The organism is Sphaerisporangium siamense (assembly GCF_014205275.1).
Lineage (GTDB): Bacteria > Actinomycetota > Actinomycetes > Streptosporangiales > Streptosporangiaceae > Sphaerisporangium > Sphaerisporangium siamense.
Genome location: NZ_JACHND010000001.1, coordinates 6,763,939 through 6,779,844 on the forward strand (window position 1 = coordinate 6,763,939; position 15,906 = coordinate 6,779,844).

The 15,906-nt window shown below is 71.9% G+C and carries 10 protein-coding genes; 2 read left to right on the forward strand and 8 right to left on the reverse strand.

Annotated features, from left to right (window positions below; all coding sequences use genetic code 11):
• Nucleotides 1-41 precede the first annotated feature (41 nt).
• A complete protein-coding gene (locus BJ982_RS30895; RefSeq protein ID WP_184885864.1) occupies nucleotides 42-5,756 on the forward strand; it encodes a WD40 domain-containing protein in 5,715 nt (1,904 codons plus the stop codon).
• Between the two features lie 97 nt (nucleotides 5,757-5,853).
• Here BJ982_RS30895 and coaE read toward each other — a convergent pair whose 3' ends face one another.
• From coaE to polA, 5 genes are all read right to left on the reverse strand, one after another.
• Nucleotides 5,854-6,453, reverse strand: a complete 600-nt coding sequence (coaE, locus tag BJ982_RS30900; RefSeq protein ID WP_184885866.1) for a dephospho-CoA kinase — start codon at nucleotides 6,451-6,453, stop codon at nucleotides 5,854-5,856.
• Between the two features lie 23 nt (nucleotides 6,454-6,476).
• Complete coding sequence (locus BJ982_RS30905; protein WP_184885868.1) at nucleotides 6,477-6,947, reverse strand: GNAT family N-acetyltransferase; 471 nt, start codon at nucleotides 6,945-6,947, stop codon at nucleotides 6,477-6,479.
• A gap of 102 nt (nucleotides 6,948-7,049) precedes the next feature.
• Nucleotides 7,050-8,528: a 30S ribosomal protein S1 gene (gene rpsA / locus BJ982_RS30910; protein WP_184885869.1), complete on the reverse strand. Its 1,479-nt coding sequence runs from the start codon at nucleotides 8,526-8,528 to the stop codon at nucleotides 7,050-7,052.
• 224 nt (nucleotides 8,529-8,752) lie between these two features.
• Nucleotides 8,753-9,838: a polysaccharide deacetylase family protein gene (locus BJ982_RS30915; protein ID WP_239123163.1), complete on the reverse strand. Its 1,086-nt coding sequence runs from the start codon at nucleotides 9,836-9,838 to the stop codon at nucleotides 8,753-8,755.
• 198 nt (nucleotides 9,839-10,036) lie between these two features.
• Entirely contained in the window at nucleotides 10,037-12,739 is a 2,703-nt protein-coding gene (polA, locus tag BJ982_RS30920) for a DNA polymerase I (protein ID WP_184885872.1), read from the reverse strand.
• A 68-nt stretch (nucleotides 12,740-12,807) separates the two neighbouring features.
• Between polA and BJ982_RS30925 the strand changes: the two genes are divergently transcribed.
• Complete coding sequence (locus BJ982_RS30925; RefSeq protein ID WP_184885874.1) at nucleotides 12,808-13,230, forward strand: PaaI family thioesterase; 423 nt, start codon at nucleotides 12,808-12,810, stop codon at nucleotides 13,228-13,230.
• 163 nt (nucleotides 13,231-13,393) lie between these two features.
• On the opposite strand, the gene BJ982_RS30930 is transcribed toward BJ982_RS30925, so the two are convergent.
• The 3 genes from BJ982_RS30930 to BJ982_RS30940 are packed head-to-tail and all read right to left on the reverse strand — an operon-like array spanning nucleotide 13,394 to nucleotide 15,734.
• The gene (locus BJ982_RS30930; RefSeq protein ID WP_184885876.1) at nucleotides 13,394-14,188 is read right to left on the reverse strand and encodes an amino acid ABC transporter ATP-binding protein; all 795 of its coding nucleotides are present in this window, start codon (nucleotides 14,186-14,188) and stop codon (nucleotides 13,394-13,396) included.
• Between the two features lie 4 nt (nucleotides 14,189-14,192).
• Complete coding sequence (locus BJ982_RS30935; RefSeq protein ID WP_184885878.1) at nucleotides 14,193-15,044, reverse strand: amino acid ABC transporter permease; 852 nt, start codon at nucleotides 15,042-15,044, stop codon at nucleotides 14,193-14,195.
• A 3-nt stretch (nucleotides 15,045-15,047) separates the two neighbouring features.
• Nucleotides 15,048-15,734, reverse strand: coding sequence for an ABC transporter substrate-binding protein (locus BJ982_RS30940; RefSeq protein WP_221482401.1), 687 nt, complete (start codon nucleotides 15,732-15,734; stop codon nucleotides 15,048-15,050).
• Nucleotides 15,735-15,906: the final 172 nt, after the last annotated feature.

Consider the following 15,906-nt stretch of genomic DNA (forward strand, 5'->3'; position numbering starts at 1 on the left):
CTGCGGGTGGCGGCGCGGCGCACAAGAGATGAGGGACCGGCATGGACGACCGGAACGGCACGCGGACCGACATCTTCGTCAGCTACTCCCCCGCGGACGAACGCTGGGCGTCCTGGATCGCCTGGCAACTGGAGGCGGCGGGCTACCGCACCATGCTGCAGGCCTGGGACTTCGTGCCGGGCACGAACTTCGTCGACTTCATGGACCGCGGGGTCAGCGAGGCGGGCCTGATCGTCGCGGTCCTGTCCCGCAACTACCTCGGCTCCCGGTTCGGACGGCAGGAATGGCTGACGGCCTTCCGCGCGGACCCGGACAACCCGGGCAACCGGCTGGTGACCATCCGCATCGAGGACTGCCCCCTGGAGGGCCTGCTGTCCACGATCACGTGGGTGGACATGGTCGGCGTCACGGATGCGGCGGAGGCCAGGTCGCTGCTGCTCGGCCGCATCCGCCACACGCTGGCCGGCCGCGCCAAGCCCGCAGAGGAGCCCGGCTTCCCCGCCGTCCCGGCCCGCACCATCCCCGGCACCGTGGTCCGCGAGGCCGGGGTGGCGCGACGGCCGGAGCCGCCGCGCCCGCCCGCCGCCGTCCCGTCCGCGCGCAGGACGCCCGTGACGCCCCCCGCCTTCCCCGGGGAGGCCCCGGCCGCCAGGGAACGCGAGGCGATCACGCTGCTGCACGTCGCGGGCCCCCGCTTCGGGCGCGGCCTGGCCGACGCCGACGAGCCGCTGGACGCGGGCGAGCTGCAGTCCGGCATCTGGGCGGACCTGACGCGCCTGGCCGACGCCGGCGTCCCCCGCCCGGACCTGCTGCTGGTCACCGGCGACCTCACCGAGTCGGGCAGCGTCCGCGAGTACGGCGAGGCGCTCGCGTTCCTGACCGGCCTGCGCGTCCTGCTGGGGCTGGAGCCCCGGCGCCTGGTGATCGTGCCCGGCCCCCGCGACGTGACCAAGGCCGCGAGCCGCGCCTACTTCGCCACGTGCGAGGCCGACGACGTGGCCCCGCAGCCGCCGTTCTGGCCGAAGTGGCGTCATTTCTCCGGCCTGTTCAAGGACGTCTACCAGGGGCTGACGGACCTCGACTTCGACAGCGCCCAGCCGTGGAGCCTGTTCGCCCAGCCGGAGCTGCGGGCGGTCGTGGCCGGGATCAACTCGACCATGGCGATGAGCCACCGCGAGGAGGACGCCTACGGCTGGGTCGGGCAGGCGCAGGCGGCCTGGTTCGCCGAGCGCCTGCGGCCCTTCGAGGAGACGGGCTGGCTGCGCGTGGGGGTGGCCGGCCATCCTCCGGGCGCGCTGCGCGACGCCGCGACGTTCGGCCAGTTGCTGGGCCCGCGCCTGAACCTGCTGCTGCACGGCGGCGGCCCGGACGAGGTCGGCTGGATCGGCGAGGTGCCGTGCCTGCCGTCCCTGGCCCCGGGGCGTCACCAGGTCATCGAGGTCGGCCCGGCGGGCCTGCGCCGCTGGGCGCGCGACCGGATCGACGTCCCGCCGCCTCAGGAGCTCTCCTACGACCGCCGGGCGCTGCACGGCGCCTTCCCCCCGGCCACCGCCTCCCGGCCCGCCCCTGATCCCTTGGAGGCCCCTCCGGACGGCGGCGGCGAGCCCGAGCGCGAGGCCGACCCGTCCACCCTGCTGCTCGACATGATCGCCGAGGTGTGCGAGACGCGCAGCGAGCGCGCCCGCATCCGCAAGGTGCCCGGCGACCCGCCGCACCTGCTCGTCACCCTCGCCGAGGACGGCTTCGTCAGCCGGCAGCTCATCGGCGCGCACGCCGGCCCGCCCACCACGGAGGCCGTCACGTCCTTCCTGCGGCACGTCCACGCGGCGGGGCTCGACCACGGCGCCGAGCTGGTGTACCAGGGGCAGGGGCCCGCGCGGCAGGTGCGGGACGACGCGCTGCGCCGTGGCGTGCGCCTGCGCAGCTTCACCGAGTTCCAGGGCCTGCTGGACCTGTCCGACCACGTCGCCGACCAGAGCGCGCGCCTGCGCGACGACCGCCGCTACCCGCCGGAGCTGTACGTCCCGCAGCGGTTCAGGGAGCTGGACCGGGCCTCGACGGTGCGCGACGACCTGACCGGCGAGCTGATGCGCCTGCTGGCCGCCGACCACGGCAGGTTCGTGCTGCTGCTCGGCGACTTCGGCCGCGGCAAGACCTTCGCCCTGCGCGAGGTCGCCCGCAGGATCCCCGCCGAGCTGCCCCACCTGACGCCGATCTTCATCGAGCTGCGCGCCCTGGACAAGGCGCACTCGGTGGACGGCCTGGTGGCCGCGCACCTGGCCAACCACGGCGAGGAGCTGATCGACCTCAAGGCGTTCCACTACATGCTGCGCCAGGGCCGCATCGTGCTGCTGTTCGACGGCTTCGACGAGCTGGTCACGCGCGTCACCTACGAGCGCGCCGCCGACCATCTGGAGACGCTGCTGCGGGCGGCCGAGGACAAGGCGAAGATCGTCGTGGCGAGCCGAACGCAGCACTTCAAGTCCCACGCCCAGGTGCTGACCGCGCTCGGCGAGCGGGTGGGCACGCTGCCGCACCGCCGGGTGCTCAGCGTCGAGAAGTTCACCACCGCCCAGGTCCGGGCGTACCTGGTGAACCGGTACGGGGACGAGCACGCCGCCGACGAGCGCATGAGCATGATCACCCGCATCTCGGACCTGCTCGGCCTCGCCCAGAACCCGCGCATGCTGAGCTTCATCGCCGACCTTCCCCCCGAACGGCTGCGCGCGGCGGCCCAGGCCGGCGACACCCTCAGCGCGGCCGGGCTGTACGCCGAGATCCTCGGCCACTGGCTGCGGTTCGAGGAGCACCGCACCCACGTGCCCGGCGCGCCGGGCGGGCTCGGCGTCGAGGAGCTGTGGGGGGCGGCGACGACGCTGGCGCTGCGCCTGTGGGAGAGCGGCGAGTCCTACCTGCGGCCGGCCGAGCTGACCGAGGTCGCCGAGACCCTCGGCGAGCTGGCGAACAGCCCTCTTTCCGCCGGCCAGGCCGCGCACGCCGTCGGCACCGGCAGCCTGCTGGTGCGCACCGACGAGGGGTTGTTCGGCTTCATCCACTCCTCGGTGATGGAGTGGCTCGTCGCCCGGCACCTCGCGCTCACCCTCGACGAGCGGCTGACGCGGCGGCCGTTCTCGGCGCTGGTCGTCGACTTCCTGTGCGACCTGGCCGACACCGCGCGGCTCCAGGCGTGGGCGGGCGCCACCCTGGCGGACCCGGAGTCGGACGACACCGCGCGCGCCAACGCCATCAAGATCACCACCCGGCTGCGCACCCCGGCCAGGACCGACCTGCGCGGCGCCCGCCTCAGCGGCGAAGACCTGTCCTACCGCCACTTCGCCGGAGTGGACCTCAGCGGCGCCGACCTGACCGACGCGCGACTGGTCGGCACGAACCTCTCCCGCGCCGACCTGCGCGACGCCCGCCTCACCGGCGCCCGGCTCGACGAGGCCGTCCTGGCGGGCGCCGACCTGCGCGGCGCCGACCTCACCCGCGCCCGCCTCTCGCGCACCGACCTGCGCGACGTCGCCGTGGAGGGCGGCCGGTGGAACCGCGCGGCCCTCATCGACGTGACGGCCTCCCCCTCCCTGGCCGCCGACCCCGCGCTGTACGGCGCCGCCGTCGCCCCCGGCCACCCGGTGACGCCCGAGCTCGCGCCGCCGCAGGTCGGCGTGCCGTACGGGTACCACTACCAGAGCAGCCGCCTGCCCAGCCCGGTCGCCTACAGCCCCGACGGCGGGCTGATCGCCCTCGGCAGCGAGGACGGCGGGGTGCTCGTCTGCGACAGCGTCACCGGCTCCCCGCTGCGCACGCTGCACGGCCACCGGGGCCGGGTCTACACCGTGGCGTACGGACCCGGCGTGCTGGTGACCGGCGCGGCCGACGGCACCGTCCGCGTCTGGGACCCGCTCACCGGCGAGGTGCGCCACGTGCGCGCCGGGCACCCTCAAGGGGTCTGGCCGGTCGCGGTGAGCCCCGCGGGCGACCTGGTGGCCGCCGGCGGCGCCGACGGCGTGATGAACGTCTGGTCGGCCCGCACCGGAGCCCACCTCGTCGCGCTGCCCGGCCACACCCCGCCGATCTACACCGTGGTCTTCCTGCCGGGCAGGCTCGTGACCGGCGACGCGGCGGGCGTCATCCGCGTCTGGGACCTGGCCACCGGCGGGCTCGCCAACACCCTGACCGGCCACCGCGGCACGGTGTACCGGCTCGTGCTCAGCCCGGACGGCCGCATGCTGGCCACCGGGGACGGCGCCGGGGTCGTGCGCGTCTGGGACCCCGTCACCGGCGAGCCGCTGCACGACATGCGCGGCCACACCGGCCGCGTCTACGCCCTGGACTTCCACCCCTCGGGCGAGCTGCTCGCCTCCGGCGACACCACCGGCGCGGTCCGCCTGTGGGACCCCCGCGACGGCCGGGCCCTCAGCGCGCCGCAGGGCCACTCGGGGGCCGTCTACCAGGTGCTGTTCAGCCCGGACGGCGCCACGCTCGCCACCGGCGACAGCGACGGCGTCGTGCGCGTGTGGGATCCGGAGACCGGCCGGCAGCGGGCCGAGCTGGCCGGGCACCGCGCGTCGGTGTGGCCGTTCGCCTTCCGCCCGGACGGCCGCCAGCTCGCCACCTCCAGCAACGACGGCACCGCGCGGCTGTGGGACCCGGCGAGCGGCCAGTGCCGGCACACCCTGCGCGGCCACGGCCGCCGCATCGTCGCCGCCCGGTTCAGCGCCGACGGCTCCATGCTGGCCACCTGCGGCAACGACGGCTACGTCCGGCTGTGGGACCCGCGCACGGGCCGGCGGCTGCGCGAGATGACCGGCGCCGCCGACCGGCTCATCTCCGCGATCTTCAGCCCGGCCGGTCCCCTGCTGGCCACCGCCAGCAACGACGGAGGGGTCTACCTGTGGAACCTGACGGCCGGGGGGTTCGAGCGCGAGCTGAACGTCGAGACCGACCACGTCTGGGCGGAGGCGTTCAGCCCCGACGGCGAGATCCTCGCCACGGCCAACGACGACGACAGCGTCCGGCTCTGGTACCGCAGCAGCGGGCGGCAGGTCGGCAGCCTCGCCGAGCACCATGGCCGCGTGCGCTCGATCGCCTTCAGCCCCGACGGCGCCACCGTCGCCACCGGCTGCGACGACCGCATGGTCCGCCTGTGGGACACCGGCTCCGGCATGCGCCTGGCCACCCTGGAGGGCCACTCCGACCGCGTGTACGCCGTGCGGTTCGACCCGTCGGGCCGCCTGCTGGGCAGCGCCGGCAACGACGGCACGGCCCGGATCTGGCGGCTCGGTCCCGACGGCGCCTGGTCGGCCGACCTGCTGCACACCCTCAAGCGGCACACCGGCCGCCTGTGGTCGCTGGACTTCAGCCCCGACGGCGCCATGATCGCGACCGGCGGGGACGATCTGGTCGTCCGCCTGTGGGACACCACCTCCGGCGACCACCTGCACACGCTCGTGGGCCACACGCGGCGGGTCTGGTCGGTGGCGTTCAGCCCCTCGGGCGACCAGCTCGCCAGCGCGGGCGACGACGGCGTGGTGATCCTGTGGGACCTCACCGGCGAGGCGCCCGTCCAGCGGGCCACGCTGCTCGGCCTGCCCGAGGGGTGGGCGGCGTTCAGCCCCGACGGCCGGTACAAGACCGAGGGGGACGTCGCCGGGCAGTTCTGGTACGTGATCGGCATGTGCAGGTTCGACCCGGGCGAGCTGGACCCCTACCTTCCCGGCGTGCGGCAGATCGCCCTCGACGCGCCCTTCTGAACCGGTAGCCGGTGCCGAGCTGGACCTGACCCGGTCCTGGGCCGGTCCTGGGCCGGTCCTGGGCCGGTCCTGGGCCGGTCCTGGGCCGGTTGGAGGGTCAGGCGCCGCGGCGGGCCAGCAGCTCGGTCCACACCTCGGCCACGCGGGCGTCCAGCTCGCCGAGCCCGGCCTCGTTGGGCACGACGATGTCGGCGATCTTCAGGCGGTCCTCCCTGGCGGCCTGGGCCCCGATCCGGGCCAGGGCGTCCTCGCGGGTCATGCCGCGCCGGGAGGTCAGACGGTCGAGGCGGACCTCGTCGGAGGCGTCCACCACGATCACCACGTCGTACATGGGGGCCAGGCCGTTCTCGGCGAGCAGCGGCACGTCGTACACCACGACCGCGTCCGCCGGGGCCCGCCGCTGGAGCTCGGCCATGCGCTCGCCCACCCGGGGATGCACGATGGCGTTGAGCCGCGCCAGCTCGCCGGGGTCGGAGAAGACGATCCGGCCGAGCCGCTCGCGATCCAGTGTGCCGTCCTCGCGCAGCACGCCGGCGCCGAACGCCGCGACGACCTCGGCCAGGCCGCCGGTGCCCGGCTCGACGACCTCGCGGGCGATCCGGTCGGCGTCGATCACCACCGCGCCGTGCCCGGCGAGACGCCGGGACACCTCGCTCTTCCCGGATCCGATCCCGCCCGTCAGCCCGACCTTCAGCACGCTTGGAAGGGTAGCGGACGGCCTCAGGGAGCGAGCGGGGCGGGCTTGCGCATGTGGACGAGCGTCAGGTGCTCGTGGACGCGCTCGCGCCGGGTCTCCCGGTACCCGAGGCGGCGGTACAGCCGCAGGTTGCCCTCCGACAGGTGGCCGGTGAACAGGCCGAACGCGTCGGCGCGCGCGCCGAGCTCGCGCTCGATCGCCGCGAGCAGGGCGGTGCCGAGGCCGCGCCCCTGGTGGTCGGGGGCCACCACCAGCCGTCCGATGACGGCCGTGCGGTCGGCCATCTGGCCGCGCACCGCGCCGACGATCCGGCCGCCGCCGAGGGCCTTCAGGACCGTGGCGCCGCCGATCGCGGCGCGCATCTGCTCCAGCGACTCGATCAGCGGGGCGATGAAGGGGTCTCCGTAGAGCTGGGCCTCGGTCACGTAGGCGGCGCGCTGGAGGGTGAGGATCTCTCCGGCGTCCTCGGGCGAAGCCTGTTCGATCCGCGTCACGCGCACCACTGTAGGGCGGCCGGACCACCGCGGCGCGCGGGCCCCCGGACGCGAAGAGGGCCCCGCCGGATGGCGGGGCCCTCTGTCGTCGTGCTCAGAGCGTCAGCTCTGGCCGCCCGCGAGCTTCTCGCGGAGCGCGGCCAGGGCCTCGTCGGAGGCCAGGGCGCCCGCGGCCGGGGACGTGCCGCCCCCGCCCTGCTGGGCGGACGACTCGCCCGAGTAGCCGGTCGCGCCGGCGGCCTGGGCCTCTTCCTGACGGGCCTTCTCGACCTGCGACTTGTGGGCCTCGAAGCGGGTCTGGGCCTCGGCGTACTGCCGCTCCCACTCCTCGCGCTGCTTCTCGAAGCCTTCGAGCCACTCGCCGGTCTCGGGGTCGAACCCGTCGGGGTAGATGTAGTTGCCCTGGTCGTCGTAGGTCGCCGCCATGCCGTACAGCGTGGGGTCGAACTCGACGTCGGCGCCGATCGCACCCTCGTTGGCCTGCTTCAGCGACAGCGAGATGCGACGACGGTCGAGGTCGATGTCGATGATCTTCACGAAGATCTCGTCGCCGACCTGGACGACCTGCTCGGGAATCTCGACGTGGCGCTCGGCCAGCTCGGAGATGTGGACCAGACCCTCGATGCCCTCTTCGACCCGGACGAACGCGCCGAACGGCACCAGCTTGGTGACCCGGCCGGGGACGACCTGGCCGATCTGGTGCGTGCGGGCGAACTGCTGCCAGGGGTCCTCCTGGGTCGCCTTGAGCGACAGGGAGACCCGCTCGCGCTCCATGTCGACGTCCAGCACCTCGACGGTGACCTCCTGGCCGACCTCGACGACCTCGGAGGGGTGGTCGATGTGCTTCCAGGACAGCTCGGAGACGTGGACGAGACCGTCCACACCGCCCAGGTCGACGAACGCGCCGAAGTTGACGATCGAGGAGACGACGCCCTTGCGGACCTGGCCCTTCTGCAGGGTGTTGAGGAAGGTCTGGCGGACCTCCGACTGGGTCTGCTCCAGCCAGGCGCGGCGGGACAGGACCACGTTGTTGCGGTTCTTGTCCAGCTCTATGATCTTCGCCTCGAGCTCACGGCCGACGTAGGGCTGCAGGTCGCGGACGCGGCGCATCTCGACCAGCGACGCGGGCAGGAAGCCGCGCAGGCCGATGTCGAGGATGAGACCACCCTTGACGACCTCGATGACCGTGCCGGTGACGATGCCGTCCTCGTCCTTGATCTTCTCGATCGTGCCCCAGGCGCGCTCGTACTGCGCACGCTTCTTGGACAGGATGAGACGGCCTTCCTTGTCCTCCTTCTGGAGGACAAGCGCCTCAACGTGCTCCCCGACCTCGACGACCTCGGCCGGGTCGACATCGTGCTTGATCGAGAGCTCACGCGAGGGGATGACGCCCTCGGTCTTGTAGCCGATGTCGAGCAAGACCTCGTCTCGATCGACCTTGACGACGGTGCCTTCGACGATGTCGCCGTCGTTGAAGTACTTGATGGTCTCGTCGATCGCGGCGAGGAAGGCCTCCTCGGAACCGATGTCGTTGACCGCTACCTGCGGGGTGTTCGAGGTGGCCTCGGTGCTGCTCGTCATGTGTGGAATTGCTCCGAACGCGGACAGATGTCGATGTGGCGGACGCGCGGCAGGCCCTCTTGCTTCGCTCAAGCCGAGGATGGTCGGAATGACCCATGGTCGACGACATGACCGAGCGCGAGCCCGCTCCGTCCGAGGCACGCGAGCCCACAACGCAGCGATCAGCATATGAGAGTACGCGGGCGTGGTCAATCCGGCGTCCACCCGCACAACCCCGTCACCCGCTAATAAGCGATCATCGCCTCGCGGAACTTTGCCTGGATCTTACCCTTAAATCGACGGGGCATGGAGACGCGTGTGGGGTCGCCGTCGGAGGTATACCGCCTGTCCGGATGCTTGTCGAGCCATCCCAGCCAGTACTCGGAGCACCAGCGGCGGCATTCCCCTTTTTTACCGTTCGCCTGGATTCTCGGGATGTTGTACGGGTCGAACGTCTTCGCGTAGGGCGAAACCGACGGTTCGGACCCGGCCATGAACACCGCGCGGTAGGCGTAGGAGGTGCCGTCCCACTTCCCCTTGCGCGCGGCCGACCTCTTCTTCGGCCGGCTGCCGTAGGGCAGGGCGAAGGTGTACGACGGCGGCGCGCCGAGCGAGGTCACCAGCCGCTCGCCGCGCACGATCGCCTCGTTCACCTTCTTGGTGCGCAGCCGCCGCAGGTCGGGGTGGGAGTAGGTGTGGTTGGCCACCTCGAAGCCGTGCTCCACGAGCCAGCGCACGGCCTGCGCCTGCCGCTCGCGGTCGCGCAGGCCGAAGGGGGTCTTGTTGATCCAGAACGTGGCCACGGGGCGGAAGCCGGGGAACCTGGCCGCGACGTCGTAGAGCACCGCCACCACCGTGTCCGGCACGGGGGCCCCGTCCGGGCCGAGGGCGAAGTGCGAGGGATGCCCGTCGTCGAAGCTGAGCACGACCGGATGGGCGCCGGCCGGGACGTCGATCGCCCCGGAGGCGTACTGGGCGGCGGTGATCGGCACGTACCCGCCCTTGGCGAGCCGCTCCAGCTCGCGGCGAAGCTGGCTCGGGGTGCGGTCGATCGAGGCGACCGGCTTGCGCAGGATGCGGTGGTACATCAGCACCGGCACCATGCCGAGCTCGTTGGCCCGGACCCGCCGGGCCGACTCGGCCGAGGCGCGCTGCGGCTCACGGGTGGGCGTCGCGGTGGGCGAGGGCTGGGGAGACGGGGCGGTGACCTGTCCCGTGGTCGGCTCGTCGTCACCTCCCAGGGGATGGACGAGCAACACGACCGCCGCGACGATCATGACACCGACGTTGACGATGCCGATGAGGGGCGTCAGGCCGGGCGTGCTCCGCACAGGTTCACTCCAAGGTCGGCGGCGGGTCGTCTTTCTCCCTGGGAGACCCTTTTCGGGCTTTGTCCGCGGCCAGCGTACACGTCTGTCCTGTGCCGATATTCGATTGTGAATCCGGATGGGCGCGTCCCCGGACGGGAATGCGCAGGTGAAACCGCCGAAAAGCCGGCCCCGCCCGACGAGGCCTTCAGCGTCCTCAGGTCAGTGGCCGGCGTCCTGCCAGGTGCGGCCGACGCCGACCGAGACGTCCAGCGGGACGCGCAGCTCGTAGGCGGCGCACATCTGGCCGACGACCAGCTCGCGCAGCGCCTCCAGCTCGCCGGGGGCGACCTCGAACACCAGCTCGTCGTGGACCTGCAGCAGCATGCGCGAGCGCAGGCCCCTTTCGTGCAGCGCGCGGTGGACGTGGAGCATGGCGACCTTGATGATGTCGGCGGCCGAGCCCTGGATCGGGGCGTTGAGCGCCATGCGCTCGGCCATCTCGCGCCGCTGGCGGTTGTCGCTGGTCAGGTCGGGAAGGTAGCGGCGGCGGCCGAGGATGGTCTCGGTGTAGCCGTCGTGGCGGGCCTGGGCGACGATGGCCTCCAGGTAGTCGCGGACGCCGCCGAACTCCTCGAAGTACTCGTTCTTGAGCGCGCGGGCCTCGGCGACCGGGATGTTGAGCTGGCCGGAGAGCCCGAAGTCGGACAACCCGTAGGCCAGGCCGTAGTTCATGGCCTTGATGCGGGCGCGCAGCTCGCCGCCGACCTCCTCCGGAGGGATGTCGAACACGCGCGAGGCCGTGGCCTGGTGGAAGTCGTGCCCGGACTCGAAGGCGGCGATCAACGCCTCGTCGCCGGACAGGTGGGCCATGATGCGCAGCTCGATCTGGCTGTAGTCGGCCGTGAGCAGGCTCTCGTACCCCTCCCCCACGATGAAGCCCTGGCGGATGCGCCGCCCCTCCGCCGTGCGGATCGGGATGTTCTGCAGGTTGGGCTTCTCCGACGACAGCCGGCCGGTCGCCGCGATGATCTGGTTGTAGGTGGTGTGGATGCGCTCGTCGTCGGCGACCTCCTTGATCAGGCCCTCGACGGTGACGCGCAGCTTGGTCTGGTCGCGGTGGCGCAGCAGGATGGTGGGCAGCTCGTTGTCGGTCTGGGTGGCGAGCTGGGCCAGGGCGTCGGCGTCGGTGGTGTAGCCGGTCTTGATGCGCTTGGTCTTCGGCAGGCCGAGCTTGACGAAGAGGATCTCCTGGAGCTGCTTGGGCGAGCCGAGGTTGAACTGCTCGCCGACCACCCGGTGGGCCTCTTCGACGGCCTGCTTGACCGCGGCGCCGAACTCGGCCTCCAGGCCGGTGAAGTAGGCGCGGTCGGCGGCGATGCCGGCGCGCTCCAGCTCGGCGAGCACGCGCACCAGGGGCAGCTCGACCTCGCGCATGAGCCGGATGCCGCCCCGGGGCTCCAGGTGGGCCTCCAGGGCCTCGGCCAGCTCCTGGACCGCCTGGGCGCGGACGGCCAGCTCTTGTCCCGCGTCGTCCTCGGGGTCGTCGAAGAGGGCGGCCTGGCCGCCGGTGTCGGCCTCGGCGCGCAACTCGCGGTGCAGGTAGCGCAGCACCAGGTCGTCCAGAGGGAAGGACCGCTGCCCCGGCATGGCCAGGTAGGCGGCGAGCGCGGTGTCGCAGGTCAGGCCGCGCAGGTCGAGCCCCTGCGCCCACAGGGCCAGCAGGGGGCCCTTGGCGTCGTGCAGGGCCTTCGGCGCGTCCTCGTCGGCCAGCCACCCGCCGAGCGCGGACTCGTCCTCCGGGGTGAGGGCGGTGAGGTCGAGGTAGGCGGCGCGGCGGCGGCCCTCGGCGTCGGCGGGGGCGGCGATCGCCAGGTGGTCGAGCCGGCCGGTGCCGCTGCCGTAGGCGCCCTTGACGGCCAGCCCGGCCCGCCCCGCCGGCATCCCGGCGAGCCAGCCGGCGACCTGGCCGGAGCCGAGGGTGACGACCTCGACGTCGAAGCCTTCCTCCGCCTCGGGCTCGGCGGTGCCGATGCTCTGGTAGAGGCGGTCGCGCAGGACGCGGAACTGCAGGGTGTCGAAGAGCTTGTGGATCTCGTCGCGGTCCCACTGGCCCATCTTGAGGTCGGCGACCTCGACGTCCAGCGGGACGTCGCGCCGCAGCTCGGTCAGCTGGCGGTTGTGGATGACCTGGCCCAGGTGCTCGCGGAGCTTGTCGCCGACCTTGCCCTTGACCTCGTCGACCCGGTCGACCAGCTCGGTGAGCGAGCCGAACTCCCTGACCCACTTGGCGGCGGTCTTCTCGCCCACGCTGGGGATGCTCGGCAGGTTGTCGCTCGGATCGCCGCGCAGGGCCGCGAAGTCGGGGTACTGCCGGGGGGTCAGGCCGTACTTCTCCACCACGGCGTCGGGGTCGAAACGGGTCATGTCGCTGATGCCGCGGCGGGTCATGAGCAGGGTGACCCGCTCGTCGACGAGTTGCAGGGCGTCGCGGTCACCGGTGACGATGAGCACGTTCATGTCGCGTTCGGAGGCGCGGTGCGCCAGCGTGGCGATCAGGTCGTCGGCCTCGAACCCCGCCAGCGACAGGTACGGGAGGCGCAGAGCGTCGAGCACCTCGAAGATGAGGCTGACCTGGCCGCGGAAATCGTCGGGCGTCTCCTGGCGGTTGGCCTTGTAGTCGGCGTACGACTCGTGCCGGAAGGTGGGCTCCGAGCGGTCGAAGCACACCACCACATGGGACGGCTTCTCATCGCGCAGAACATTGATGAGCATCGAGGTGAAGCCGTACACCGCCTCGGTGTGCTGCCCCTCGGTCGTCATGAGGTTGGCGTCCTTGAGCGCGTAGAACGCCCGGTACGCCAGTGAGTGCCCGTCCAGCAGGAGCAGGCAGGGACGGGTGGGGGTCGCTTCCTTCTTCGGCACACCCGCAGCCTAGTCTCCATGTACGACAGAACACCCCTCGATGTGCCACTGGAGGGTCTCCCTTGACCATGACGAACCCCGATGACCTGGCCCGTCTCGCGGCCCTGCACGGCGGCGACCACTCCGGCACCCTGGTCGAGCGCATGGGCATCGAGTTCCTGGAGGCCGCGGCCGAGCGGGTCGTGGCGCGCATGCCGGTCGAGGGCAACACCCAGCCGTACGGCCTGCTGCACGGGGGCGCCTCCTGCGTGCTGGCCGAGACGGTCGGCTCCACCGGCGCGGCCCTGCACGCCGGGCCCGGCAGGATCGCCGTGGGCATCGAGATCAACGCGACCCACCACCGCTCCGCGCGCTCCGGTCACGTCACGGGTGTGGCGACCCTGCTGCACGGCGGCCGCAGCCTGGCGACCTACGACATCTCGATCACCGACGACGAGGGCCGCCTGGTGTGCACGTCCCGGCTTACGTGCATGCTTCGTGACGCGCCGTGAGATTTGCCCTCTATCTGGGCACGATTTGCCACTCTCTTTGCACGTGCCCGTCCGGGCTCGCTAGCGTTGGGACACCAGAGCCCGTGGGTGATCGAGTAGACAACGTGTGCGGCCGGGGAAGCCCTACATGGCCCCAAAGATCACCCGCGGGCTCCTGCCGGCGTCAGGCCCCTGAGGGCCTGGTGGCCGTCTCCTCCGCCGGGCCGTCGTCGTCGGAGTGCGTCGGGTCCAGCACCCTCCTGAGGAACGCGCGCGTGCGCGCGTGCCGCGGGTCGCCGATCACCTGCTCCGGCGGGCCCTCCTCGACGATCACGCCGCCGTCCATGAACACCACGCGGTCGGCCACCTCGCGCGCGAAGCTCATCTCGTGGGTGACCACCAGCATCGTCATGCCGTCCTGGGCGAGCTTGCGCATCACCGACAGCACGTCGCCGACCAGCTCGGGGTCCAGGGCGGAGGTCGGCTCGTCGAAGAGCATCAGGTCGGGGTCCATGGCCAGGGCCCTGGCGATGGCCACCCGCTGCTGCTGGCCGCCGGAGAGCTGGGGAGGGTAGGAGTCCCACTTGGCGCCGACGCCGACCTTGTCGAGGTTCTCGCGGGCGACGCGCTCGGCCTCCTGCCTGCCGCGCCGGAGCACCCGCCGCTGGGCGATCACGACGTTCTGCAGGACCGTCATGTGCGGGAAGAGGTTGAACGACTGGAACACCATGCCGAGCCTGCGCCGGGCGGCGTCGATGTCGACATCGGGGTCGGTCAGCTCGACGCCGCCGACCACGACCGTGCCCTTGGTGGGCTGTTCGAGCAGGTTCACGCAGCGCAACAGCGTCGACTTGCCCGAGCCGGACGGGCCGATGACGCAGACCACCTGGCCCTGGTCGACGGTGAAGTCGACGCCCTTCAGGACCTCCAGGGGGCCGAACGACTTGTGCAGGTGCTTGATCTCGACCGCGTGGGCCACCGGGTCACCGTCCCTTCGCCTGACGCTTTTCCAGACGGCCCGCCAGGTAGCCGAGCGGGATCGTCACCATCAGATATGTCAGGCCCACGACCATGATGGGCGTGGCGTTGGCCGTGGTGGAGGCGAGGTCGTTGCCGAACTTGGTCAGCTCGACGTACTCGCCGCTCACCCCGAGGAACAGCACCAGCGAGGAGTCCTTGAGCAGCGCGACGAACTGGTTGGTCGTCGGCGGGATCACGATGCGCAGCGCCTGCGGGATCACGACGGAGATCATGCCCCGCGCGTGCGACATGCCGAGCGAGCGCGCCGCCTCCATCTGGCCCTTCGGCACGGCCTGCAGGCCGGCGCGCAGCGTCTCGGCCATGTAGGCGGCGCTGACCACCGTCAGGCCCAGGATGCCCTGGCCGTAGGTGCCGCCGGGCACCTCGAAGCCCGGCAGGGCCAGCGGCAGGAACAGGATGAGCAGGAAGATCAGCAGCGCGGGCAGGCCGCGGAAGATCTCGATGTAGACGGTGGCGATCCAGCGGTAGGGCCGCACGGAGGACAGCCGCATGAGGGCGAGCAGCAGACCGCCCAGCGAGCCGAAGACGAAGCCTCCGACGGTGTAGATGATGGTGTTCTTGAGCGCGACCGTGAAGACGTCCGGCAGGGCCTGCTCCGCCACGTCGAGCTTGGCGAAGTTCTGGGCCAGTCCCTGCCAGTTGACGAGGAGCGCGAGCACGACGACCGCGGCGACCAGCACCGCGTACTGGACGCCGCGGCTGATGCGCTGCCTCTTGCGCGGGCTCATCCGCGCCCTGCCGGGCGCGGGCCCGGCAGGGCCGGCGGACCCGGCCGCCGTGGACTGGTCGGTCATGGATCAGGAGGTTCCGAGCTCGCCGGGCTTCTTACCGAACCACTTGACGTAGATCTGCTCGTAGGTGCCGTCGGACTTCGCCTTGGCGATCTCCTCGTTGATCACCTTGGCCAGGGCGTCGTTGCCGAGCTTCATGCCGATGCCGTACTGCTCGCCGGTGTCGAGGCTCGCGGCCAGTTCGAACTTGTCGGCGATCTCGGGCTTCTTGAGCCAGGTGAGCACGACGGGCAGGTCCTGGACGATGACGTCGGCCTGGCCGGACTGCAGGCCGAGCAGTTCCTTGGGCGAGTCGGCGTACTCGGTCGGGTTGAGGCCCTGCTTCTTGACGTAGTCGAGGCCGGTCGTGGAGGCCTGGGCGCCGAGCTTCAGGCCTTTGGCCTTGACGTCGGCGAGCGACTTGACGCCGCTGCCCTTCTTGGCGAGCAGGGCCTGCGTGGCGTCGAAGTAGGGCTCGGAGAAGAGCATGTTCTTCTTGCGCTCGTCGGTGATCGTCATGCCCGCCGCGGCGACGTCGCACTTGCCGGCGTTCAGGGCCGCGCCGCTCTTGATCACCGCGAAGTCGATGTCCACGATGTCCTGCTTCACACCGAGCTTCTTGGCCGCCAGGTCGACGATGTCGACGTCGAAGCCGACGACGTCCGCGCCGTCCTTGAACTGGAAGGGCTCGTACGGCAGGTTGGTGCACGTCATGAGCTTTCCTGGGCTGACGAGCTTGATCCCGCCGGCCTGTGTCGTGGCGCCCGACCCACCCGTGTTCGCGCTCGTGTCGGAGCCCGACCCGCCTCCGCAGGCGGAGAGAAGGCATGCGGCGCCCACGGCGACCGCCCCAATTGTGGCGAAACGGCGACGCCTGGACCAAAAG

Coding starts and splice junctions, on each gene's coding strand:
- BJ982_RS30940 (WP_221482401.1), bottom strand. CDS start 15,734: ATGACGTGCACCAACCTGCCGTACGAGCCCTTCCAGTTCAAGGACGGC.
- rpsA (WP_184885869.1), bottom strand. CDS start 8,528: ATGACGAGCAGCACCGAGGCCACCTCGAACACCCCGCAGGTAGCGGTC.
- BJ982_RS30895 (WP_184885864.1), top strand. CDS start 42: ATGGACGACCGGAACGGCACGCGGACCGACATCTTCGTCAGCTACTCC.
- BJ982_RS30935 (WP_184885878.1), bottom strand. CDS start 15,044: ATGACCGACCAGTCCACGGCGGCCGGGTCCGCCGGCCCTGCCGGGCCC.
- BJ982_RS30925 (WP_184885874.1), top strand. CDS start 12,808: ATGACGAACCCCGATGACCTGGCCCGTCTCGCGGCCCTGCACGGCGGC.